The organism is Agrobacterium sp. O3.4 (genome assembly GCF_041414895.1).
GTDB lineage: Bacteria > Pseudomonadota > Alphaproteobacteria > Rhizobiales > Rhizobiaceae > Agrobacterium > Agrobacterium cucumeris.
Map to the genome: position 1 here is coordinate 2453042 of NZ_JALPZP010000001.1, position 21562 is coordinate 2474603.

The 21562-nt window shown below is 59.2% G+C and carries 19 protein-coding genes; 11 read left to right on the forward strand and 8 right to left on the reverse strand.

The window, feature by feature from the left end; translation table 11 throughout:
* Positions 1-51 precede the first annotated feature (51 nt).
* Positions 52-1122: a YjgN family protein gene (locus M0412_RS11985; RefSeq protein ID WP_269700390.1), complete on the forward strand. Its 1071-nt coding sequence runs from the start codon at positions 52-54 to the stop codon at positions 1120-1122.
* Positions 1112-2182, forward strand: coding sequence for a M48 family metallopeptidase (locus M0412_RS11990; RefSeq protein ID WP_269700392.1), 1071 nt, complete (start codon positions 1112-1114; stop codon positions 2180-2182). The genes M0412_RS11985 and M0412_RS11990 overlap by 11 nt, the downstream gene beginning before the upstream one ends.
* A gap of 46 nt (positions 2183-2228) precedes the next feature.
* On the opposite strand, the gene M0412_RS11995 is transcribed toward M0412_RS11990, so the two are convergent.
* Entirely contained in the window at positions 2229-3278 is a 1050-nt protein-coding gene (locus M0412_RS11995) for a Fe(3+) ABC transporter substrate-binding protein (protein ID WP_237681389.1), read from the reverse strand.
* A 173-nt stretch (positions 3279-3451) separates the two neighbouring features.
* On the opposite strand from M0412_RS11995, the gene rirA reads away from it, so the two are divergent.
* The 7 genes from rirA (at position 3452) to M0412_RS12030 (ending at position 9701) form a co-directional block, all read left to right on the forward strand.
* Positions 3452-3922 (forward strand): iron-responsive transcriptional regulator RirA, encoded by a 471-nt coding sequence (gene rirA, locus M0412_RS12000; RefSeq protein WP_142840815.1) that lies wholly within the window; start codon positions 3452-3454, stop codon positions 3920-3922.
* Positions 3923-4091: 169 nt separating this feature from the next.
* Positions 4092-5138 (forward strand): AbrB family transcriptional regulator, encoded by a 1047-nt coding sequence (locus M0412_RS12005; protein ID WP_269700396.1) that lies wholly within the window; start codon positions 4092-4094, stop codon positions 5136-5138.
* A 127-nt stretch (positions 5139-5265) separates the two neighbouring features.
* Complete coding sequence (locus M0412_RS12010) at positions 5266-6177, forward strand: ABC transporter substrate-binding protein (protein ID WP_142840813.1); 912 nt, start codon at positions 5266-5268, stop codon at positions 6175-6177.
* 88 nt (positions 6178-6265) lie between these two features.
* Positions 6266-7432 (forward strand): ABC transporter permease, encoded by a 1167-nt coding sequence (locus tag M0412_RS12015; protein ID WP_269700398.1) that lies wholly within the window; start codon positions 6266-6268, stop codon positions 7430-7432.
* On the forward strand, positions 7429-8367 hold the full coding sequence (locus M0412_RS12020; protein ID WP_269700400.1) for an ABC transporter ATP-binding protein: 939 nt from the start codon (positions 7429-7431) through the stop codon (positions 8365-8367). Before M0412_RS12015 ends, M0412_RS12020 begins: the two co-directional genes overlap by 4 nt.
* Entirely contained in the window at positions 8364-9104 is a 741-nt protein-coding gene (locus tag M0412_RS12025; RefSeq protein ID WP_142855168.1) for an ABC transporter permease, read from the forward strand. Before M0412_RS12020 ends, M0412_RS12025 begins: the two co-directional genes overlap by 4 nt.
* A 108-nt stretch (positions 9105-9212) precedes the next feature.
* Positions 9213-9701 (forward strand): gluconokinase, encoded by a 489-nt coding sequence (locus tag M0412_RS12030; protein WP_065114584.1) that lies wholly within the window; start codon positions 9213-9215, stop codon positions 9699-9701.
* 59 nt (positions 9702-9760) lie between these two features.
* Here M0412_RS12030 and M0412_RS12035 read toward each other — a convergent pair whose 3' ends face one another.
* The 7 genes from M0412_RS12035 to M0412_RS12065 form a co-directional block, all read right to left on the reverse strand.
* On the reverse strand, positions 9761-11062 hold the full coding sequence (locus M0412_RS12035) for an FAD-binding oxidoreductase (protein ID WP_269700404.1): 1302 nt from the start codon (positions 11060-11062) through the stop codon (positions 9761-9763).
* A gap of 3 nt (positions 11063-11065) precedes the next feature.
* Entirely contained in the window at positions 11066-12427 is a 1362-nt protein-coding gene (locus tag M0412_RS12040) for a glutamine synthetase family protein (protein ID WP_161991293.1), read from the reverse strand.
* 172 nt (positions 12428-12599) lie between these two features.
* Complete coding sequence (locus tag M0412_RS12045) at positions 12600-13847, reverse strand: FAD-binding oxidoreductase (protein WP_269700407.1); 1248 nt, start codon at positions 13845-13847, stop codon at positions 12600-12602.
* Between the two features lie 100 nt (positions 13848-13947).
* Complete coding sequence (locus tag M0412_RS12050; protein WP_269700409.1) at positions 13948-15588, reverse strand: ABC transporter ATP-binding protein; 1641 nt, start codon at positions 15586-15588, stop codon at positions 13948-13950.
* Positions 15589-15593: 5 nt separating this feature from the next.
* Positions 15594-16739, reverse strand: a complete 1146-nt coding sequence (locus M0412_RS12055; RefSeq protein ID WP_142840807.1) for an ABC transporter permease — start codon at positions 16737-16739, stop codon at positions 15594-15596.
* Positions 16739-17833, reverse strand: a complete 1095-nt coding sequence (locus M0412_RS12060; protein WP_046799187.1) for a microcin C ABC transporter permease YejB — start codon at positions 17831-17833, stop codon at positions 16739-16741. The genes M0412_RS12055 and M0412_RS12060 overlap by 1 nt, the downstream gene beginning before the upstream one ends.
* A gap of 141 nt (positions 17834-17974) precedes the next feature.
* Positions 17975-19819, reverse strand: coding sequence for an extracellular solute-binding protein (locus tag M0412_RS12065; RefSeq protein ID WP_269700413.1), 1845 nt, complete (start codon positions 19817-19819; stop codon positions 17975-17977).
* A 203-nt stretch (positions 19820-20022) separates the two neighbouring features.
* Between M0412_RS12065 and mepA the strand changes: the two genes are divergently transcribed.
* Positions 20023-21072 carry a penicillin-insensitive murein endopeptidase gene (gene mepA / locus M0412_RS12070; RefSeq protein WP_269700415.1) on the forward strand — a complete coding sequence of 350 codons (1050 nt, stop codon included), beginning with the start codon at positions 20023-20025 and terminating at the stop codon, positions 21070-21072.
* Positions 21073-21172: 100 nt separating this feature from the next.
* Entirely contained in the window at positions 21173-21556 is a 384-nt protein-coding gene (locus M0412_RS12075; protein ID WP_092770187.1) for a methylglyoxal synthase, read from the forward strand.
* Positions 21557-21562 lie beyond the last annotated feature (6 nt).

A 21562-nucleotide genomic window follows, 5' to 3' on the forward strand; every position in this document is an offset into this window, starting at 1 on the left:
AAGCCTGCAAACTCAATCTGCCCGGAGAGGGGCATGTCATGAGGGACTATCATGAGTGAAATCTCAGTCAGCGCGGATCAGCGCGCGCTCGAACGTGGCTCGTTCAGTGGAAATGCCAAGGAATATTTTGGCATCTGGATCGTCAATATTCTGCTGACGATCGTCACGATCGGCATCTATTCCGCCTGGGCAAAGGTGCGCCGCAAGCGTTACTTCAATGGCAACACCGTGCTGGCCGGCCGCGCTTTCGGTTATCACGCCACCGGCGGGCAAATCTTCAAGGGTCGGCTGATTGCATTTGCATTCATCGTCGTCTCGCAGCTTGTTGGCCTCATCCATCCGTTTCTGGTCTTCGTGCCGGCGATCCTGCTGATGATCTTCTTTCCCTGGCTCATCACGCGCAGCATTCGTTTCAATGCGCGGGTGACGAGCTATCGCAATGTCCGTTTCGATTTCGTCGGCACTGCGGGAGGCGCCTTCGTCTCCATTCTGCTTGGCAGCCTCGTCGCGCTTTTCTCCTTCGGCATTCTGGCGCCACTGTCCAGCCGCTGGGCAAACCGCTACATTTTCAGCAACCTGCGTTACGGTGACCGGCCTTTCAGTGCCGACCCGAAGATCAGCGCGCTTTACCGGGTCTGGATCATTCCTGCGATCATGGTGGTGATCGGCAGCACCGTGGTCGGTTTCTTCGGCATTGCCGCCTTTGCGGCCAATAGCGCTATCCTCGAAGACGAGACGGCCGCCATGGTTACCGCGCTTGCCTCCCTCTATGTCGGCCTTTTCGGCGCATTTCTGGTTTATGGCCTCGCGGGCGTCGTTTATCGCACGGGCGTTCGCAACGTCGTTATTTCGTCCATGCTGCTGGATGGAAAGCACGACCTGCACAGCGACCTGCATCGCGGGCGCTACCTTTGGATCGTCATCTCCAACCTTGTTGTCACCGTTTTCACACTCGGCCTGATGCGGCCATGGGCAGCGGTGCGCGAGGCGCGTTATACCGTGGAACGCACGGCGATCCGCTTCAACGGCGATGTGGGCGAGGTCCTTTCTTCGATGGAAGCAACGGGTGCTGCCGTCAGCGCCGAATATATGGATATGGAAGGCTTCGAATTTGGTTTCTGATATTGGAGAAACCGTTTCGGGCGAGTGGCATGCCGCTCGCTCCAGCCTTTCCAGCGCCGCCAGGCTGAAGCTTGGCGGCACGGTCCTTCTCGTGCTCGACGCGAAGGACAACCATGTCAGAACCCAGGCCGAGATAAAAACGGTCGAGATCAGCCACCGGGTGGGCGCCATTCCCCGGGAGTTGCATTTTCCCGATGGTTCGCTGTTCGAAACACGTGACAATGACGGCGTGGACAGATTGCTGCACGCTCATATCGCCAGACGCACCGGCGTCGTGCACTGGCTGGAACAGTTCCGTCCACGATTGATCGGCATCACCGCGGCAGCCGTTCTTCTGGCCTATGGCACCTACAAGCTGGCGCTTCCCGCGCTCGTCGAACTGGCCGTCGCTGTCACGCCGCCGATCGTTCCGCAGATCATGTCGGCCAGTACCATGCAGGCCTTCGACCAGACAGTCTTCTCCGCAAGCGAACTACCACAGGAGGAGCAGGATGCCATCCGCGCGGAATTTGCCCGGATCGCCGCACATGCGGAAGGTTCGCCTGAGGACTACAAGCTGAATTTCCGCAAGGGCGGTTACATCGGCCCCAATGCCTTCGCGCTGCCGGATGGAACGCTGGTACTGACGGATGAGCTGGTGGAGCTGGCAGGTGACGACAGGCAGATGATCACCGGCGTTCTCGCGCATGAAATCGGCCATGTGGAATATGAGCACAGCCTGCGACAGCTTTATCGCGCCGCCGGTGTCGCCGGTCTCGTCATGCTGATTGCCGGTGATGTCGGTTCGGCCATGGAAGATATTCTCACCCAGGGCGGCGGTCTTCTGGCGCTATCACATTCGCGCGATGCCGAGCGGCAGGCGGACGAGCGCTCCGTGGTACTGATGCGCAAGGCTGGGCTCGACCCCACCGCCATCGAGCGCTTCTTCGCGTTGCTTGAGGAAAAGCTCGGCGACAAGGGCGGCACCAGCATCGTCTCCACCCATCCGGGAACACCAGAAAGGCGTAAAGCAATCCTCGATTACAACGCTTCACTCGATAACAAACCGGCGGGCAACTGACCCGCCGATAATCCCGGCACTCGAGTTGCAAGCCTTGAGAACGGCGTCAGTTGGTCGGACCGTCGTTGAAACCCACTTCGTCCACCAGTTCGGACGCCTGCTTGCGATGAGCGGCAATATCCGTCAACGGTAGCTTATCCGGATTGATGGGCCCGAAACCCTTGACGACATCGGACGGCTCGGCACCCGGCAGTACCGGATATTCAAAGACCTGCTTGGCGTAGATTTCCTGCGCCTCGCGGGACGCAAGGAATTCCATCAGCTTCAGCGCATTGTCCTTGTTGGGCGCATATTTCGTCAGTGCCATGCCGGAAATATTCACATGCGTGCCGCGGTCGCCGGCATTGGGGAAGATCACCCGCACCGATCCCGCCCACACTTTTTCTTCCGGTTCCTGGTCATTGGTCAGCATCAGGCCGACATAATAGGTATTGCCGAGCGCGATGTCACATTCGCCGGAAAAGATCGATTTCGCCTGGCTGCGGTCGGTCCCATCCGGCTTGCGGGCAAGATTGTTCTTCAGACCGGTCAGCCATGTGCGGGTGTAATCGACGCCATGATGAGCGATCATCGAGGCGATCAGGGCAATATTGTAGGAATGCTGGCCATCACGAATGCAGATCTTGCCCTTCCATTTCGGGTCGGCAAGCTCCTCATAGGTAATGTCCTTCTGGGTTACCCGCTCCTTCGAGGCATAGACCACCCGGCCGCGCGTCGTCAGGCCGAACCACTCGCCCTGCGGATCGCGCAGATTGGCGGGGATGTCCTTCTCGATCACTGGATCGTTCAGAACCGGCTGCGTGACGCCGCCTTCCTTCGCCTCAACGAGACGGGCGATATCAACTGTCAGCAGCAGATCGGCGGGCGAGTTGACGCCCTCGGCCTGAATGCGCTCCACCAGCCCCTTGTCGAGGAAAAGAACGTTGGCTTCTATGCCCGTTTCTTTCGTGAAGGCATCGAGCAGCGGCTGGATCAGCTCGGGCTGGCGATAGGAATAGACATTCACCTCGCCTTCCGCAAAAGCCGCGGGCGCGCCGGAAAGGATCGTCAGCCCTGAAAAAACGGCAGCGGAAAAATACGATTTCAAGCTTGCCATTACGAATGCCTCCATTACATTCAGATTCTTGACTTGTTTGTTCATGAATCATTGAAGCGGTCAACAAGGCTGTTCGAGAAATATCGAATGGCCGCCAGTTTTTTCGGTTTCTGGAATTGTTCTAAACTGAAAAAGAGACTATATAACTCCACATTGAGAGTTAGGAGACCAGCATGCGTTTGACCAAACAGACCAACTATGCCGTTCGCATGTTGATGTATTGCGCTGCGAATGAAGGCAAGCTGAGCCGCATTCCGGAGATCGCCAGGGCTTACGGCGTATCTGAGCTATTCCTTTTCAAAATCCTGCAGCCGCTCAACAAGGCGGGCCTCGTAGAAACCGTGCGCGGCCGCAATGGTGGCGTGCGGCTTGGCAAGCCTGCCGAAAAGATCAGCCTGTTCGACGTGGTGCGCGTGACCGAAGACAGCTTTGCCATGGCAGAATGCTTCGAGGACGGTGCCGTGGAGTGTCCGCTTGTGGACAGCTGCGGCTTGAACTCGGCGCTGCGCAAGGCGCTCAATGCCTTCTTTGATGTTCTTGCGGAATATTCGATCGACGATCTGGTCAAGGCGCGCCCGCAGATCAACTTCCTGCTCGGGATCGATACGGAAATGCCGAAGGCCATGACCCTTCCCGCCGCCTGATCTCGCGGATACCAGAACAGCGAAAGCCAAAGCCCGCGCCCACAGGTTGCGGGTTTTTCTTTTATAAAATACTCATGAAATACAATATTTTTGGCGATGCAGGTTGACGCCGCCTGACGAAGCGGCGCATTTGGTCACGAGCTTTTTCAAGCAACCAATCAGCGTCGCAATGATCATCAAGCCTGAATTCCATACATTTGCGCTTACCGCCCTTGTCGGCAGCATGGGCGCACTGCTCGCCAGCCTGCTGCATGTCCCCGCCCCCTTCCTTTCCGGGCCGGCGGTTGCCGTAACGATCACCGGACTGGCGGGCGTCAAGCTTGGAATTCCCGCCTTCATCCGCAATGCCTGTTTCGTCGTCGTCGGCATATCGATGGGAACGAGCGTAACGCCCTCGGTCATCGATGCGGCAAAGACATGGCCGCTGAGCTTCGTCGTGGTGCTCGTCGCCGTCGTCATCATGCTCTATGTCGCCTATTGGATCCTGCACTACGGTTTCGGATACGACCGGACGACGGCGATGCTGGGCGCTTCCCCCGGCCACCTCAGCTATATCATCAGCCTTGGGGCAGAGACGAAAAGCGACCTCGCGACCGTTAGCATCGTGCAGAGCGTCAGGGTACTGGCGCTGACGCTGTCCGTGCCGCTGATCGTTGAATATTTCGATCTGGTCAGCACCGAACCGCTGATAACCAACCCGCCAATGGGCCTGCTAACCCTGGCGCTAACCATCGCCGCCTCGCTTCTGACCGGCTGGCTTTTCCTGCGCTGGAGATTTCCGGCAGCCCTGCTGCTTGGCGGCGTGGCAATTTCCATCGGCACCCATATTACCGGCCTCACAGAGGGCGGCGTTCCCACCTGGCTCAGCCTGCCGGTCTATGTATTGATCGGCTGTCTCATTGGCACGCGTTTTTCCAACGTATCGCTGATGGAAGTGCGCAAGGGTTTTCTGGCCGGCTTCGTCGTCACCATCGCCGTGATGGTGATTGCCGGCAGCATTGCCTGGATGATTTCCAGCGTCACCGGCGTTCCGCTCAATGCCGTGATGATCGCCTATGCGCCGGGCGGTCTTGAAACCATGGCGGCCATGGCGGTGATGATGCATGCCGATACTGCCTATGTCGGCTCCCATCATGTCATAAGGCTTCTGTTCCTCTCCGTCCTCATGCCGCTCGTCATGGGCAAGGACGCCCGCAAGCCGAACGGCGAGACCTGACGGAAACGCCAGCGCTAAAAATCTGACTGGCGTGCAACCATTTTTCCTCCCACCCGTTGATATTCAGCCGCAACTGCGGCGGCGATCTCTCGCCTGTTCAGCAGGCTGACCCACCGGAGGACCATTCATGAACCGCTTGATGACGTTAACGGGCGCCGGGCTTGCGCTTGCCTTTTCTGTTTCCATCGCTCAGGCGCAGGTGGTTGTGTCGTCGAAGATCGACACTGAGGGCGGCGTTCTCGGCAACATCATCCTTGCCGTGCTGAACAAGAATAATATCGAGACGACGGACCGCATCCAGCTTGGCGCCACCCCGGTGGTGCGGAAAGCGATCACGGCGGGCGAAATCGACATCTACCCGGAATATACCGGCAATGCCGCCTTCTTTTTCTCCAAGGCCGATGATCCGCTCTGGAAGGATGCCGCCAAGGGCTACGAAGAGGCAAAAACGCTCGATTACGACGCCAACAAGATCGTCTGGCTGACGCCATCCCCGGCAAACAACACCTGGGCTATCGCGTTACGCAAGGATGTTGCCGACAAGAACAATCTGAAGTCGCTTTCGGACTTCGGTAAATATGTCGCCGATGGCGGTGAGGTGGTTCTTGCCGCATCCTCCGAATTCGTCAATTCCGCCGCCGCCTTGCCGGCGTTTCAGACGACCTATGGCTTTACCTTGAAACCGGAGCAGCTGATCACGCTGTCCGGCGGTGACACGGCGGCCACGATCGCAGCTGCCGCCAATCAGACCAACAATGCCAATGCCGCCATGGTTTACGGCACAGATGGCGGCATCGCGCCTTCGGGGCTTGTCGTGCTGGAAGACGACAAACATGTTCAGCCGGTCTATCAGCCTGCGCCGGTCATTCGCGAAGAGGTTCTGAAAAAGAACCCCAATATCGAGGAACTGTTGAAACCCGTGTTCGAAAAACTTGATCTGGCGACGCTGCAGGATCTGAATGCTCGCGTACAGGTGGGTGGCGAACAGGCCAAGACCGTGGCACTCGACTTCCTGACAAAGAACGGTTTCGTCAAATAATCACCTATGAGACAATGATGCGGGATGGCGAAAAGCAGGTGCGGTTTTCAACATCCCGCCCCAGCTTGGCGTCCAGGGGGAGCGCAATTTGACGAAATGGCCTGACAAGGTGGGTGTGCTGATTTCGTGCCTGCTGCTCTATGCACTCTCCGCCTCGCCCTTCATGATATTCCGCGCCAATCGGATTGTTCAGGGTGAAGCACGAACGATTTTCGAAGCCCTTCCCGAAATGGCCGCAGCCTTGCTTGTCGCCATTATCCTGATTGCCGCCTTCATCGCCTTCTTTCGCTTCCCGGCGCGGCTAAAACTGGTGGTGGCGCTGGGGGGGCTGGCGGCACTGGCAATCTTCGTCGGACAGGCGGCCACCGCCCTGATACCGGAGGGTAACAGTTTTGCCCGCGTTTCGCCTGCCAACGGGTTCTGGCTGATGTTTGCCGGACTGTCATTGCTTGCGACGGACTGCATTGCGCGTCTCCAGCCGAAGCCCGCCATGCGTATTTTTCTGCTGCTGCTAGCCATCGCTACCCTCGCAGCGGTCTTGACCAGCGGCCTGTGGAATGACCTCTCCATCATCAAGGAATATGACGGCCGGGCGGATATATTCTGGACCGAGGCCCTGCGGCATGTGGAGCTGGCCATCGGTTCGCTGATCGCGGCGACCGTCGTGGGTATTCCGCTGGGGATACTCTGTTACAAGGTCGAGCGGTTGCGTGCCGGCCTGCTGAACAGCCTCAACATCATTCAGACCATCCCGTCCATCGCCCTTTTTGGCCTTCTGATCGCGCCGCTCGGATGGATCGCCGCCACTGTGCCGGGCGCGGCAAAGATCGGCATTGCCGGCATCGGCATGGCGCCCGCATTCGTGGCGCTGTTTCTCTATTCGCTGCTGCCGGTCGTTTCCAACACGGTTGTCGGCCTTTCCGGCGTCTCGCAGGCGGTTCGGGAAGCGGCGCGCGGGCTCGGCATGACACCGGTGCAAAGGCTGCTGCGGGTGGAATTTCCACTGGCCATGCCGGTCATCCTCACTGGTATCCGTATCGTGCTGGTGCAGAATATCGGGCTGGCGACCATCGCCGCGCTGATCGGCGGCGGCGGTTTCGGCGTTTTCGTGTTTCAGGGCATCGGGCAGACGGCGATGGACCTCGTACTGCTCGGCACCGTGCCGACCGTTCTCCTCGGTTTTGCCGCTGCGATCACACTCGATGCCCTCATCGACAGCAATCTCTTCAGCGCAGGCGGAAGGCAACAGGCATGATCGAGATCGACACCATCACAAAACGATATGGCGATGCGGCCGTGGTGAATCAAGTGTCGCTGACCGTCGCACCGCGCACCGTGACCGTCATCGTCGGCACGTCAGGATCGGGGAAAACCACGTTGCTGCGGATGATAAACCGGCTGGTGGAACCGACCTCCGGCACAATCCGGATCGACGGCGAGGATGTCAGCACGATGCCGGGTTACAAACTGCGCCGACAGATCGGTTATGCCATTCAGGGCCATGGCCTGTTTCCACACAGGACGGTGGCGGAGAATATCGCCACCGTTCCGCAGTTGGTCGGCTGGGACCGCAAGCGTATCGAGGCGAAAATCGATGCGTTGATGCACCTCTTCCAGCTTGATCCCGCGCTTTATGCGGATCGTTTTCCGCATGAGCTTTCCGGCGGCCAGCAGCAGCGTGTCGGCGTGGCGCGGGCACTTGCCGCAGAGCCTAATATCTTGCTGATGGATGAACCCTTCGGCGCGCTGGACCCGGTGATCCGCGCCAAGGCGCAGAACGATCTTCTCGATATTCAAAAAAAGCTCGGCGTGACCATCGTCCTCGTGACGCACGATATGGACGAGGCCTTTCATCTGGCGGATCGCATTGCGGTGATGGACAAGGGCCGCATCGTGCAGGATTGCCCGCCGGCCGAACTGGTGCTGAAACCGGCAACCGATTTCGTACGCACCATGATCGGCGAAAACGAGCGCGCGCTGAAACTGCTGTCTGTTCTCTCGATTGCTGACATAGTGGAGCCGGGAAGCGCCGAGGGTGAACCGCTCACCGAACATACAAGCCAGCGCGATGCCCTGTCAGCGATGTTATGGGCGGGCTGCGATGTCCTGCCGGTCGTCAAAGATGACGGCCAGCTCGCCGGCCGGGTGCGGCGGGACGTTCTCCTCCAGCGTGCTGCCGGAGCCTCATGAAAAACGCGGCCTCTTTCCTTGCAATCGGCTTTCTGGTGCTGGTGCTGATCGTCTTTCTTGCAGCGCCGCAAATCTTCGCGCCGATATTCCGCCCTCTCGTGCAGGCCAATGCACCGGCGATCTACACGCAGGCCAATCTGCTCTCCCTCACCCTCTCGCATCTGACCACCGTGGCGATCGCCACGGGGCTGGCCACGCTGGTAGCGGGCGCGCTCGCAGTTCTCGTCACCCGGCCTTTCGGGGCGGATTTCCTGCCGCTGTCGCGCAGCATCGTCAATATCGGCCAGACCTTCCCGCCCGTGGCGGTGCTGGCGCTTGCGGTGCCGATGATCGGTTTCGGGGAGAAACCGACGCTTATTGCGCTGTTCTTATACGCGTTGCTGCCGGTATTCGAAAATACGCTGACGGGGCTTACCACCCTGCCCGCCACGGTGATGGATGCCGCCAGAGGCAGCGGCATGACCGGCTGGCAGCGGCTTGTCAAAGTGGAACTGCCGCTTGCCCTGCCCGCCATTCTTGCAGGTATCCGGTTATCGGCGGTCATCAGCCTTTCAACAGCCACAATCGGCTCCACGGTAGCGGCGCGCACGCTTGGCGAAGTGATCATCGCCGGGCTGCAATCCAACAATCTCGCCTTCATCCTGCAGGGCGGCTTGATCGTCGCCGCACTGGCAATTCTGATCCACTCTGCCTTTTCCGCGCTGGAAAGAACCGCAGCCCGCAAAACCGGGCACTGACACGGGCTGGCGCCGCATTTTTATATTCCCGATACCTGCCGCACATGTTAGGGGCTGACCGTCGAAACAGAAACATCAGAGGTTCGGGTGACACAGGCAATCGTCGTGATGGGAGTGAGCGGCTCTGGCAAGTCCACGGTCGCAGAGGAGCTTGCGGAAAAACTGGGCATCGCCTTTATTGAAGGCGACAAGCTTCACCCGAAAGCCAATGTCGATAAAATGTCCGAGGGCATTCCGCTGACGGACGAAGATCGCTGGCCCTGGCTTGACCTGATCGGCGCGGAACTGCGCAAGGGCAGCGAAGGCAACGGTGTCGTCGTCTCCTGCTCGGCACTCAAGAAAATCTACCGTGACCGGCTTCGCACGGCTACCGGCAGCCCGCTTGCTTTCGTTTATCTGGATGGCAGCCTGGAGCTTCTCAGCCGGCGCATGGGTGAACGCAAGGGCCATTTCATGCCGCTCTCGCTGCTTCAGACCCAGCTTGCGACGCTGGAAGTGCCGACCGGCGAACCGGGCGTCGTCACCGTCAGCATCGACACCACACCGGAAGAAATCGCGAAAAATGCGCTTTCCGGCCTTAAAACAGTGACGTTCTAACTCCCTGTTTCATTGCATTTCTGGACGCGAAACCGCTTCGCGCTTTTGCTGGAAATGCTCTAAAAGCCGAGCCTGTCCCGCATGCCGTACCACCAGGCGCCAAGCACGGTCAGCGGCACGCGGAAGGTCTTGCCGCCGGGGAACGGATAGTTCGGCAGCGAGCTCCAGACATCGAAACGTTCGGCGTGGCCGGCAACGGCCTCGCCCAGTATCTTGCCGAGCAGATGTGTGGTCGTGACGCCATGGCCGCTGTCGCCATGCGAAAAATAGATATTGTCCGAAAGCCTGCCCATATGCGGGATGCGCGTTAGCGTCAGCGCAAAATTGCCGCTCCAGGCGAAGTCGATCCTGGTCTTTTCCAGTTGCGGAAAAGTCTTCAGCATGTTCGGGCGGATAACGCCCGTCAGGTCGGCCGGGTCGCTGCCACCATAACCGATGCCGCCGCCGTAAAGCAGGCGGTTATCCGAGGTGCGGCGGTAATAATCGAGAATGTAATTGGCATCCTCGACGCAATAATCCGCGGGCAAAAGCGCCTCTATCAGATCGGCATCGAGCGGTTCCGTCGCCATGACCTGACTTGAGACCGGCATCATCCGCTCGCCGATTTCTGGCAGCAATGTGCCCAGATAGGCATTACCGCAGACGAGCACATATTTGGCCTTCACACTGCCCGTTGCCGTGCGCACCACGGGGCTTGCACCCTGTTCTACCGAGATCACCCGCGAATTTTCGAATATGCGGGCGCCGAGACTTTCGGCCGCCGCCGCCTCGCCCTGCACCAGATTGAGTGGATGGATGTGGCCGCCGAGGCGGTCGATCATGCCGCCGGCATAACGGTCGGACTTTACATAAGTATCGACATCCGCCCTGGAGACCATTTCCAGCCCGCCATGGCCGTGCTTTTCCCAATGGGCCTTGTGAGCTTCCATCTCGCGGATCTGTTTCGGCGTGAAGGCGGCGAAGAAGCCACCATCGACGAGATCACAGTCGATGTCATATTTGGCGATGCGCTCACGGATAATTGCGCCGCCTTCCAGCGACATTTCCCCGAGTTTAACTGCCTTGTCGTTACCATAACGGCCGGCGATGGTTTCGAGATCACGGCTGTAACCATTGACGATCTGGCCGCCATTGCGGCCCGAGGCGCCGAAGCCGACACGCACGCCTTCCAGCACGATGACGGCATAACCGCGTTCACTGAGTTCAAGCGCTGCGGAAATGCCGGTGAAACCGCCACCGATGATGCAGACATCGGCTTCCAGCGCGCCTTCGAGCGTTGGTCGCACGGATTTGACATTGGCGGAGGCCGCATACCACGAGGATGTGTGGCCAGGATTGGGGATCGTCGTTACCTCAGCCATTTCTCACACCGTCCTGATATAGGCGTCATATTCGACGTCGGTTACGCGCAGGGAAAATTCGGAAAGCTCCTGCTGTTTGCAGGCGGAAAATAAGGTGCGGTACTTCTGGCCGAGCGTCGCATAGGCAAAGCTCGATCGCGTGAAGCGCTGCAGGGCGTAATCCCAGTTGGTGGGCAGCGGTTCGTGATTGATCGCATGGCTGTCACCGGCGATCGCGCCGCCCGGCTGGCGCTTTTCCTTCATGCCGGCAAGTGCGGCACTCAGGATCATCGCCACAACCAGATAGGGGTTGGTATCGGCACCGGCCACGCGATGTTCGATGCGCGTCGCGGCCTTGCTGGCAACGATGACGCGCACCGCCGCCGAGCGGTTGTCGATGCCCCAGGAGGCGTAGGTCGGCGCATGTTCGCTCGGCGTCAGGCGACGATAAGAATTGGCGTGGGGGGCGAAGATCGCCATGCTTTCCCCCATGTTTTCCAACAGGCCGCCAACCGAATGCATCAGCGCATCCGACGGGCCGTTTTCTCCGGCGTAAATATTCCTGCCGTCCTTATCGAGAACGGAAAAATGCACATGCATGCCGTTGCCCGCCTGCAAGCCGTAAGGCTTGGCCATGAAGGTGGCGTCGAGTTCATGCCGCCGCGCCACGCCCTTGACGATACGTTTCAGGAAGACGGCGAAATCGGCGGCCTGCAAGGCGTCCGGCACATGGTTGAGGTTGATCTCATATTGCCCCGGCCCGTTTTCGCGCAGGGTCGTATCGGCAAGCACGCCCTGTGCCCGGCAGGCTGTGGCTATATCGTGGAAGACATCCTCGAAATCCTGCAATTCGGAAATCGACAGAACCTGGGTCTGGCCCGTGTGCCAGCGCCCCTCGCGGCTGTGCGGCGGGCGCACGGGATCCAGTGCGGAGCGGACTGGATCGATCAGGTAAAATTCAAGTTCGGTCGCCACGACCGGCGTGAGGCCAGCCTTTTTATAGGCGCTGAGAACCTGCGAGAGAACATGGCGCGGATCGCCATAAAAGCCGGTTCCATCCGGGTTTCTCATCGCCAGCAGAACCTGCGCTGTTGGACGGCCAAGCCATGTCACACGCGACAGTGTACCGGGAACGGGGAAACAAAAACCGTCGGGATCGCCCGTGCCTTCGGCAAGGCCTGCGGCGTGCACATCCCGACCCCAGATATCCAGCGCATAAACGGAGCGGGGAATGGCCATTCCCTTTTCGAGAACGTCGATCGCCCTCTCACGTGGAATCCATTTGCCGCGCGGAACGCCGTTCGCGTCTATGACGAAGGCTTCGAGAATTTCGATATCGGGGTTATCGGCGAAAAATTTCTTTGCTTTTTCAATATCATCCATCATGCACCAGCAGGCCGTTTCTCTTCTGTTTCGCGCGCGGAAGCGCTTCGCTAACGAAAATCATCCTGCTGCTGATAGATGAGAAACCTCGCCACCATGATGACGTTTGCCCCTTTTCCCCTTTGATAAGCCTATGTTACGTGGCCCGCCGCAGGAAGGCCAGCGGATTCGGCCATCAGGGATTGAACCTTTCCGGGCGATAGGCGTCGATGGCGATAACAGGCGTTTCGCCGGCCATGGTTTCCGCCAGCACTCGACCGGTGATCGGCCCAAGTGTGAGGCCGTGATGAGCGTGGCCGAAGGCAAACCACAAGGTTCTGTGGCGCGGTGCCCTGCCGATAATCGGCATCATGTCAGGCGTGCAGGGGCGTGCGCCCATCCACGGCTCCGCATCCAGCCGGCCGCCAAGGGGAAAGACGGTACGGGCCACCCGCTCCGCCCGCTCGATCTGCACGGGGGATTTCGGCGCGTCGCGTTCGGCAAATTCAGCACCCGTCGTCAGACGGATGCCCTTGCGCATCGGCGCCAGGAAATAACCGCGCTCGGCATCGATCAGCCAGTTGTTGAGCTTTGTTCCCTCCTGCGGCGCATAATGCATGTGGTAGCCGCGTTTCACCCCGAGCGGGAAGCGATAGCCAAGCCTTTCCGTCACGGTATCGGCCCATGGGCCAAGCGCCACGACGGCATGCTCGGCCTCAACTGCGCCGGTTTCGGTACGCACCGTCCAGCCACTTACCGTCTGGCTAAGCGTCGACGCATCGCCCCGGACAAAGGTTCCGCCGTAGCTCTCAAACAGTTTGAGATAGGCGAGCGTCAGCGCGTGCGGATCGAGCACCGACCAGGGGTCGTTCCATTTCAGGCCGCCGACGAAATCCCGGCTGAGATGCGGTTCGGCGGAGGCAAGCTCTTGCGCATCGAGTTTCGTGTGGGAAATGCCGTGGTCACGCACCAGACGTTCGGCGAAGGCATAGTCGGCATCCCGCCTTGCGGCTGTCCTGTAAGCCTCCATCCAGCCATTCTTCACGATCAGATCGCCAGCCTTCGCCTCATCGATCAAAATGCTGTGTTCAGAGACGGAATGTTCGATCAGCGGCGCATAGGCACGGGCAATCGCCGCGTGGCGCGTGGCTGCGGAATTATACCAGTAGCGGCCAAGAAAAGGTGCGATCTTCGGCAGAGCCGAGAGATGATAACGGGCATCGATGCTGTTATTCAGGGAATAACGTAGCAGCAGCGCCAGATCCTGCGGAAAGGCGTAAGGTACGACACCTTCTCTCTGGATCAGCCCGGCATTACCGAAGGAGGTCTCCTCGCCCGGTCCGCGCCGATCGACCAGCACTACCGATTTTCCCCTTCGGGCCAGTTGCAGGGCGACCGACACCCCGATGATCCCCGCTCCCAGAACAATCACATCCGCTGCCATGGTAATCAATCCGTTTCCGCATCACGTCTCTCGCAACATGGGTCGGCATTTTTCGCAAAGCAACAGAAAAATCATTGCCTTAATAGAAACAGTGATGCGTCTACTGGCTCACTGCTTTGGTTTCGACAGCCTCGATATTAAAGGCGGCCGCCAGCAGTGCCCTGGTATAATCCTCCTGCGGATTGGCGAAAATCTCCGCCGCCGGGCCGCTCTCCACCACCTTGCCGTGGCGCATGACGATCAGGTCATTGGCCAGCGCTTTCACCACCTTAAGATCGTGGCTGATGAAGAGGTAGGCAAGTTCGTGCTTGGCCTGGAGATCACGCAGCAGATCGACGACCTGCGCCTGCACGCTCATGTCGAGCGCCGATGTCGGCTCGTCCAGCATGACGAAACGGGGTTTAAGCACCATGGCGCGGGCGATGGCGATGCGCTGGCGCTGACCGCCGGAAAATTCATGCGGATACCGCCAGCGGGTGGCCTGATCGAGGCCGACCTCTTCCAGCGCGGTGGCGACACGCGTATCGCGCTCATCGGCGGACAGGGACCGCTCGTGCACCTTCAGGCCCTCGGCGACGATTTCACCCACAGACATGCGCGGGCTGAGGGACCCATAGGGATCCTGAAACACCACCTGCAACCGGTTTCTGAGCGGCTTCATCATCTCATAGGAATAATGATCGATCGACTGGCCGATGAAGCTGATGCGGCCTTTCGAGGCAATCAGCCGCGAGAGCGCTAAACCAAGCGTCGTCTTGCCGGAGCCGGATTCGCCCACCACACCCACCGTCTGGCCGGCGCGCAGGGTGATATCGATGCCATCAACCGCCTTCACATGGTCGACAACCCGGCGCATCAGCCCGGCCTTGATCGGGAACCAGACCTTGATGTCGTCACCCTGCATGACCACCGGTTTGCTGGCATCGGAATGCGGTGGCTCGCCTTTGGGTTCGGCTGCAAGGAGATGGCGCGTATAGGCATGCTGCGGATCGGTAAACACCTGCTCCACGGTGCCGGTCTCGACGATCTTGCCCTTGGTCATGACACAGACGCGATCGGCAAATTTGCGAACGATGCCGAGGTCGTGGGTGATGAACAGCATGGACATGCCGTGCTTGGTCTTCAGATCACTCAGAAGCTCGAGGATCTGCGCCTGTACTGTCACGTCGAGCGCCGTGGTCGGCTCATCGGCGATCAGCAGTTTCGGCCGGTTGGCAAGCGCCATGGCGATCATCACGCGTTGCCGCTGGCCGCCGGACAATTCATGCGGATAGGCTTTCAGGCGTTTTTCCGGCTCGCGGATGCCGACCTGCAGCAACAGTTCCAGCGTGCGTGCCCGCGCCTCAGCCCCGGTGATTGCCTGGTGCAGCTCGAGAATCTCGCCGATCTGCCGCTCGATGGTGTGGAGCGGATTGAGCGATGTCATCGGCTCCTGGAAAATCATGGTGATGTCGTTGCCCCGCACCGCGCGCAACGCCCGCTCCGGCAGGGTCAGCATGTCCTTGCCGTCAAACAGGATTTTGCCCGACGGGTGGCTTGCCGCCGGATAGGGCAGCAATTTGAGAATGGAGTTCGCGGTCACGGATTTTCCGGAGCCGGATTCGCCAACGAGGGCAACGACTTCGCCCGGCATCAGGTCGAAGGACACGTGATCGACGGCAACGCTGGTCGCGCCACCCTGATGGAAAGCGACCGAAAGGTCACGGACGGATAGAAGTGGTTGGATGGTTTTTTCCGTCATGGCGATCACCGGAACGTCTTGCGTGGATCGAAGGCGTCGCGCACCGCTTCACCGACGAAAATCAACAGTGAAAGCATGATGGACATGGTGAAAAACGCAGTGAGGCCAAGCCACGGGGCCTGAAGGTTGTTCTTGCCCTGCGCGATCATCTCGCCCAGCGACGGCGATCCCGGCGGCATGCCGAAACCGAGGAAATCGAGCGAGGTGAGCGTCGTGATCGAACCGGAAAGGATGAACGGCAGGAAGGTTAGCGTTGCCACCATGGCGTTGGGCAAAAGATGCCGGAACATGATCGTCCAGTTGCCGACGCCGAGTGCACGGGCCGCGCGGACATATTCGAAGTTTCTGGCGCGCAGGAATTCCGCACGCACAATGCCGACAAAGCCGACCCATGAGAACAGCAGCATGATGCCGAGCAACACGAAGAAGCCGGGTGGAAGAATGGCCGCGATGATGAGCAGGATATAGAGCACCGGCATGGACGACCAGATTTCGATGAAACGCTGCAAAAGCAAATCCGTCCAGCCACCAAAATAACCCTGAATGGCACCGGCGGTGACGCCGACCAGTGCCGACGCGATGGTCAGCGTCAGGCCGAACAGCACGGAGATGCGGAAACCATAGATCATCCGCGCCGTGACATCGCGTGCCTGATTGTCGGTTCCGAGCCAGTTGAGATTGCCAAGCGTGCAGCCGGGGTCGGCATTGCCCTGCGGGTAGGCCGAGCAACGGTCTTTTTCATCCATCAGCCAGAAGGGCGCGGTGGGCGCGGAATGCGGAATATTGGAATTGACCGTCTGGTAGGAATAGCGGATCGGCGGCCAGATCATCCAGCCATTGGCGTTGATCTCATCCTGGATGAAGGAGGATTTGTAATCGGTCTGGGCCAGGAAGCCGCCGAATTTCTCCTCGGGATAATCGACCATGACCGGCACCAGAATCTCACCCTTGTAGGAAGCGAGAATGGGTTTGTCATTGGCGATGAATTCCGCGATCAGGCTCAGGAAAAACAGGACCAGAAACAGCCAGAAGGACCAGTAACCGCGCCGGTTTGCCTTGAAATTCTGCCAGCGGCGCTTGGTGGTCGGCGAAAACCACGGGCGCTTCGGCTTTACCAGTGTTTCGGCAGCGGCGGTGTGGGCAAGCGTCATCACACGTCCCTCCGCTCGAAATCGATGCGCGGATCGATCCATGTATAGATGAGGTCTGATATGAGGCCGACAACGAGGCCCATCAGCGAGAAGATGAAGAGCGTGCCGAACACGATCGGGTAATCACGATTGACGACCGAGAGATAACCGAGACGGCCGAGACCATCCAGCGAGAAGATGTTCTCGATCAGCAGCGAACCAGTGAAGAAAGCCGAGATGAAGGCGCCCGGAAAACCGGCAATCACGATCAGCATCGCGTTGCGGAAGACGTGGCCATAGAGAACCTTGCGTTCGGTGAGACCCTTGGCGCGGGCGGTGACGACATATTGCTTCTTGATCTCGTCGATGAAGGAGTTTTTCGTCAGGAGCGTCGTCGTTGCGAAGGCCGAGAGCGACAGCGCGATCAAAGGCAGCGTCAGGTGCCAGAAGTAGTCGATGATCTTCTGCCACCAGTTCAGCTGGTCAAAATTATCCGATACCAGGCCACGCAGCGGGAACCAGTCGAAGAACGATCCGCCGGCGAAAAGCACGATGAGCAGGATACCGAACAGGAAGCTCGGCACCGCATACCCGATGATGATGATGCCGGAGGTCCAGACATCGAAAGTCGAGCCATCGGAGACGGCTTTCTTGATGCCGAGGGGAATGGAGATGATGTAGGATATGATCAGGATCCAGAAACCAAGCGACATCGACACCGGCAGCTTGTCGATGATGAGATCGATGACCGAGGAATTGCGGAAGAAGCTGTCGCCGAAGTCGAAGCGGATGTAATTCCACATCATTTCGAGAAAACGGGTGAGCGGCGGCTTGTCGAAACCGAACTGTTTTTCGAGCTTGGCGATCAGCTCCGGATCGAGACCCTGCGCACCGCGATATTTCGAGCCGCTTTCATCAAACCCGCCGGACTGGCCCATAAGATCGCCGCCGCCAGAAAGCCGGTCGGAGGCGCTGTCGCCCTGCCCCGTCAGCTGCGCGACGACCTGCTCCACCGGCCCGCCCGGCGCAAACTGGATGACGAGAAACGAAATGCCCATGATGCCGATGATGGTCGGGATCATCAGCGCCAGACGTCTGAGGATATAGGCGCCCATCAGTCTCTGCTCCCGGCCGATACATCAGCGGTTTTCGTTTCAGTCAAACCCGGTCCTTTCATGAAAGCGCGGCCCGCGCGCTCCAAGCGATTCGTTTCGCCCTATGTGAATCAAGCCTTCGCCGCGAAAGCAAGGCCGGCGTCAGTTTGCGGCCTGGCTGGACCACCATGCGTCTGGAAAACCAATGCCATATTCGGGCAGGTTTTCCGGGCGAATAAGTGTGTTCCAGTAGGCGATGAACATCTCGCCGCGGTAAAATTGCGGAATGACGTAGCTGTTTGCCAGGAGCACCCGGTCGAGCGCCCGCGCCGCGGCCACCTGTTCATCCCGGTTGGGCGCAAATATGACCTTTCTGACCAGCGCATCGACGGCGGGGTTCTTGATGCCGGCAAAGTTGTTGGACCCCTGCCGATCGGCGGCAGCCGAGCCCCAGAAATCCGCCTGTTCATTGCCGGGATTGGCCGATGTCGCCCAGAGCTTGACTGCGATGTCGAAATCGAAGCTGCGGGTGCGGTTGGTATATTGCGAGGCATCAACCGTACGGATCGTGGCATTGATGCCGATCTTCTTGAGGTTCTGGACATAGGGCAGGATGGTTCTTTCCATACCCGAGGAATCGATCAGGAATTCAATGTCCAGCTGCTGCCCCGTTGCCGCATTGACCATGCGGTTGCCACGCAGCTCGTAACCGGCCTCCTTCATCAGCTTCACCGCCTCGCGCAGATTGTCGCGCTGCTTGGCGGGATCGCCTGCCACCGGGTTGCGGTATTCGGTGGTGAAGACTTCCGGCGGAACCTGATCCTTCAACTCCTGCAAGAGTTCCAGCTCTCGTCCGGTCGGCAGGCCGGAAGAGGCGAGCTCGCTGCCCATGAAGAAGCTGTTGATGCGCTGGAACTGGCCGTAAGCCAATGTGCGGTTCAGCTCCTCGAAATCGAAGGCGTAATTGAGTGCCTTGCGCAGGCTGGGGTTCTGGAACTTTTCGCGGCGCATGTTCGGCACGAAGGCCTGCATGATGCCGACGGAGCGATAGATATTCGGCAGTTCCTCTTTCTTGACGCGGCCTTCCTTGACGGCCGGAAAATCATAACCCGTGACCCAGCGGCTGGATGAGGCTTCCTGGCGAAAATCGACGGTACCGGATTTGAAGGCCTGGAATTCCACATCCTGATCGGAAAAGAAGCTGTAGGTGATGGTTTTGAAATTGTTCATCCCGACATTCACATTGACGTCCTTGCCCCAATAGTCGTCACGACGCTCATAGGTCATCGTGGAACCTGGAGACAGCGAGGCGATCTTATAGGGGCCGGAGCCCATCACCGGCTCCAGCGTGCCACGGGAGATATCACGCGGCTTGCCGTCCGGGCCGGCGGCTTCCCACCAGTGCTTGGGAACGATCAGCAATTGCCCGACGATCTGCGGCAGTTCGCGATTGTTCTTTTCATCGAAAGTGAAGGTGATCTCCCTCTCGCCGCTCACTTCCGCCTTGGTGACGTGGGTATAATAAGTGGCAAGCTGCGGACTCAGGTCCTTGGCTTTTTCGAAGCTGAAAACCACATCCTCCGGCGTCACCGGCTTGCCATCCGCCCATTTGGCCTCCGCCCGCAGCCGGAAGGTGGCTTTCGAAATATCGTCGGGATAGCTGACCCCCTCTGCCAGAAGCCCGTAGGAGGCCGACAGCTCCTCTTCCGTCGATTTCATCAGCGTATCGAAAACCAGCGAAAGGCCAGTCGCCGCCTCGCCCTTGGCGAGCAGCGGATTGAGCGTATCGAAGGTTCCCGTCGTCGACATGCGCAACGCACCGCCTTTCGGCGCCTTTGTGTTCACATAGTCAAAATGATCGAAACCATCCGGATGTTTTAGTTCCCCGACCGTCGAAATCCCCTTTCGCCAGACATCGCCCGACTGGGCAAAGGCCGCCGCCGGTATCAGCATGGCGGATGCCGCAAGGGCGATCACAAGGCGGGATTTCAGTGGAGCCAATATCATGCGGGGCGGTTCCTGTTTTCGTGTTTGTTGAAGAGAGCATAAAACAAACATGGGCAAAAAACAGATGCTTCGGCTCACAAGCTCTTTATCGGCACCGTTAATTTCCTGCTTTGCACAAACGGGGCGAAACATGGTTTCAACAAAATCCCGTTCCAGTTTATTCTGCGGGGAAGAGAATCATCTGATCGGACGGACACGGCTATATGACGGCGGGATCATCGAGAGTTTTCAAGGCGGCCATGCTGGCAATTTCGGTCGTTTCCGCGCTGCAGTTGCAGATGGAAACCGCATCGGCCGAGGACCGGCCTGCGAAAGAAGTTTTCGGCCATATGGCCCTGCCCTCCGCAGCAACCTCCCAGCCGATCGGCTCCTATGCCAAGGGCTGCCAGTCCGGCGCCATCGCCATGCCGACCGATGGTCCCGGCTGGCAGGCCATGCGGCTTTCGCGCAACCGGCGCTGGGGCCAGCCGCAGCTGATTTCCTTCCTCGAGCGCTTTTCGCAGGATGCCCAGAAAATCGGCTGGCCGGGATTGCTGCTCGGCGATATTTCCCAGCCGCGCGGCGGGCCGATGCTGACCGGCCATGCCTCGCACCAGATCGGCCTCGATGTGGATGTCTGGTGGCGGCCGATGCCTAACCCTCGGCTGAGCGTGGAGCAGCGCGAAACGGTGCCGTTCATTTCCATGCTGGACAAGAGCAAGTTTCTGACGGTCGATGATCGCAAATGGTCGCCGCTGAATGCCCGGCTGGTGATGATGGCGGCGAGCTATCCGCAGGTGGAACGCGTTTTCGTCAACCCGGCCATCAAGCAGAAGCTTTGCCAGACATGGACCGGCGACCGCACCTTCATGGGCAAGATCAGGCCGATCTATGGGCATGACGAGCATTTCCACATCCGTCTCGAATGCCCGCCCGGCGCGCCCAATTGCAAACCGCAGGCGGCCGTGGGCAAAGGCGACGGCTGCGACAAGTCGCTTGCCTGGTGGTTCAGCAAGGAACCATGGGCGCCGCCGAAAAAGGACCCCAATGCCAAGCCGGTGAAACCGCGCCCGGTTATGGTTTCCGATCTGCCCTCGGCCTGCGCCGCCGTGGCTGCCGCCCCTTCCACTAACCCCGAGGGACTTGCAGCTCAGGCCTATTCGCCTGCTCCAGCAACGCGCCAGCAAAGCGTGGAACAGGTCATTCAGGCAGCCCCCGCCCTGCAGCCGCCTTCGGATATTCCGCTTCCCACCCAGCGCCCGACATTGAACTGAAACAGAAATGAGGCATTCAACAGCTTCCCTTTTCAAATGGCGGCAAGCTGTTATAGAAGGCTTCAAATCGATTTAATTCTTGATGGAACGGGCTGGGACCATGGAAGGACAACGCTGTATCGCGCTCATCGCTCACGACGAGAAAAAGGACGATATGGCGGATTTCGCCCGTCATCACCAGAAAGCGCTTGCCGGTTTCAGGATCGTCGCCACCGGCACGACGGGTGGGCGCGTGCAGGAAGCCTGTCCGGGTCTTGAAGTCATTCGTCTGAAAAGCGGGCCGCTTGGCGGCGACCAGCAGATCGGAGCGATGATCGCCACCGGCGAGGTGGATATGCTGATCTTCTTCACCGACCCGCTGACGGCCATGCCGCATGATGTGGATGTGAAAGCGTTGACCCGGCTTGCCACGGTTTACGACATTCCCATGGCGCTCAACCGCGCCACCGCAGAAAACCTGATCGACTTCAACTCCGCCGACTGACCCGCA

What these genes read in the sequence shown, in the direction of transcription:
- M0412_RS11985 (WP_269700390.1), top strand. Translation starts at nt 52, where the DNA reads ATGAGTGAAATCTCAGTCAGCGCGGATCAGCGCGCGCTCGAACGTGGC.
- M0412_RS11995 (WP_237681389.1), bottom strand. Translation starts at nt 3,278, where the DNA reads ATGGCAAGCTTGAAATCGTATTTTTCCGCTGCCGTTTTTTCAGGGCTG.
- rirA (WP_142840815.1), top strand. Translation starts at nt 3,452, where the DNA reads ATGCGTTTGACCAAACAGACCAACTATGCCGTTCGCATGTTGATGTAT.
- M0412_RS12005 (WP_269700396.1), top strand. Translation starts at nt 4,092, where the DNA reads ATGATCATCAAGCCTGAATTCCATACATTTGCGCTTACCGCCCTTGTC.
- M0412_RS12010 (WP_142840813.1), top strand. Translation starts at nt 5,266, where the DNA reads ATGAACCGCTTGATGACGTTAACGGGCGCCGGGCTTGCGCTTGCCTTT.
- M0412_RS12020 (WP_269700400.1), top strand. Translation starts at nt 7,429, where the DNA reads ATGATCGAGATCGACACCATCACAAAACGATATGGCGATGCGGCCGTG.
- M0412_RS12025 (WP_142855168.1), top strand. Translation starts at nt 8,364, where the DNA reads ATGAAAAACGCGGCCTCTTTCCTTGCAATCGGCTTTCTGGTGCTGGTG.
- M0412_RS12030 (WP_065114584.1), top strand. Translation starts at nt 9,213, where the DNA reads ATGGGAGTGAGCGGCTCTGGCAAGTCCACGGTCGCAGAGGAGCTTGCG.
- M0412_RS12035 (WP_269700404.1), bottom strand. Translation starts at nt 11,062, where the DNA reads ATGGCTGAGGTAACGACGATCCCCAATCCTGGCCACACATCCTCGTGG.
- M0412_RS12040 (WP_161991293.1), bottom strand. Translation starts at nt 12,427, where the DNA reads ATGATGGATGATATTGAAAAAGCAAAGAAATTTTTCGCCGATAACCCC.
- M0412_RS12045 (WP_269700407.1), bottom strand. Translation starts at nt 13,847, where the DNA reads ATGGCAGCGGATGTGATTGTTCTGGGAGCGGGGATCATCGGGGTGTCG.
- M0412_RS12050 (WP_269700409.1), bottom strand. Translation starts at nt 15,588, where the DNA reads ATGACGGAAAAAACCATCCAACCACTTCTATCCGTCCGTGACCTTTCG.
- M0412_RS12055 (WP_142840807.1), bottom strand. Translation starts at nt 16,739, where the DNA reads ATGACGCTTGCCCACACCGCCGCTGCCGAAACACTGGTAAAGCCGAAG.
- M0412_RS12060 (WP_046799187.1), bottom strand. Translation starts at nt 17,833, where the DNA reads ATGGGCGCCTATATCCTCAGACGTCTGGCGCTGATGATCCCGACCATC.
- M0412_RS12065 (WP_269700413.1), bottom strand. Translation starts at nt 19,819, where the DNA reads ATGATATTGGCTCCACTGAAATCCCGCCTTGTGATCGCCCTTGCGGCA.
- mepA (WP_269700415.1), top strand. Translation starts at nt 20,023, where the DNA reads ATGACGGCGGGATCATCGAGAGTTTTCAAGGCGGCCATGCTGGCAATT.
- M0412_RS12075 (WP_092770187.1), top strand. Translation starts at nt 21,173, where the DNA reads ATGGAAGGACAACGCTGTATCGCGCTCATCGCTCACGACGAGAAAAAG.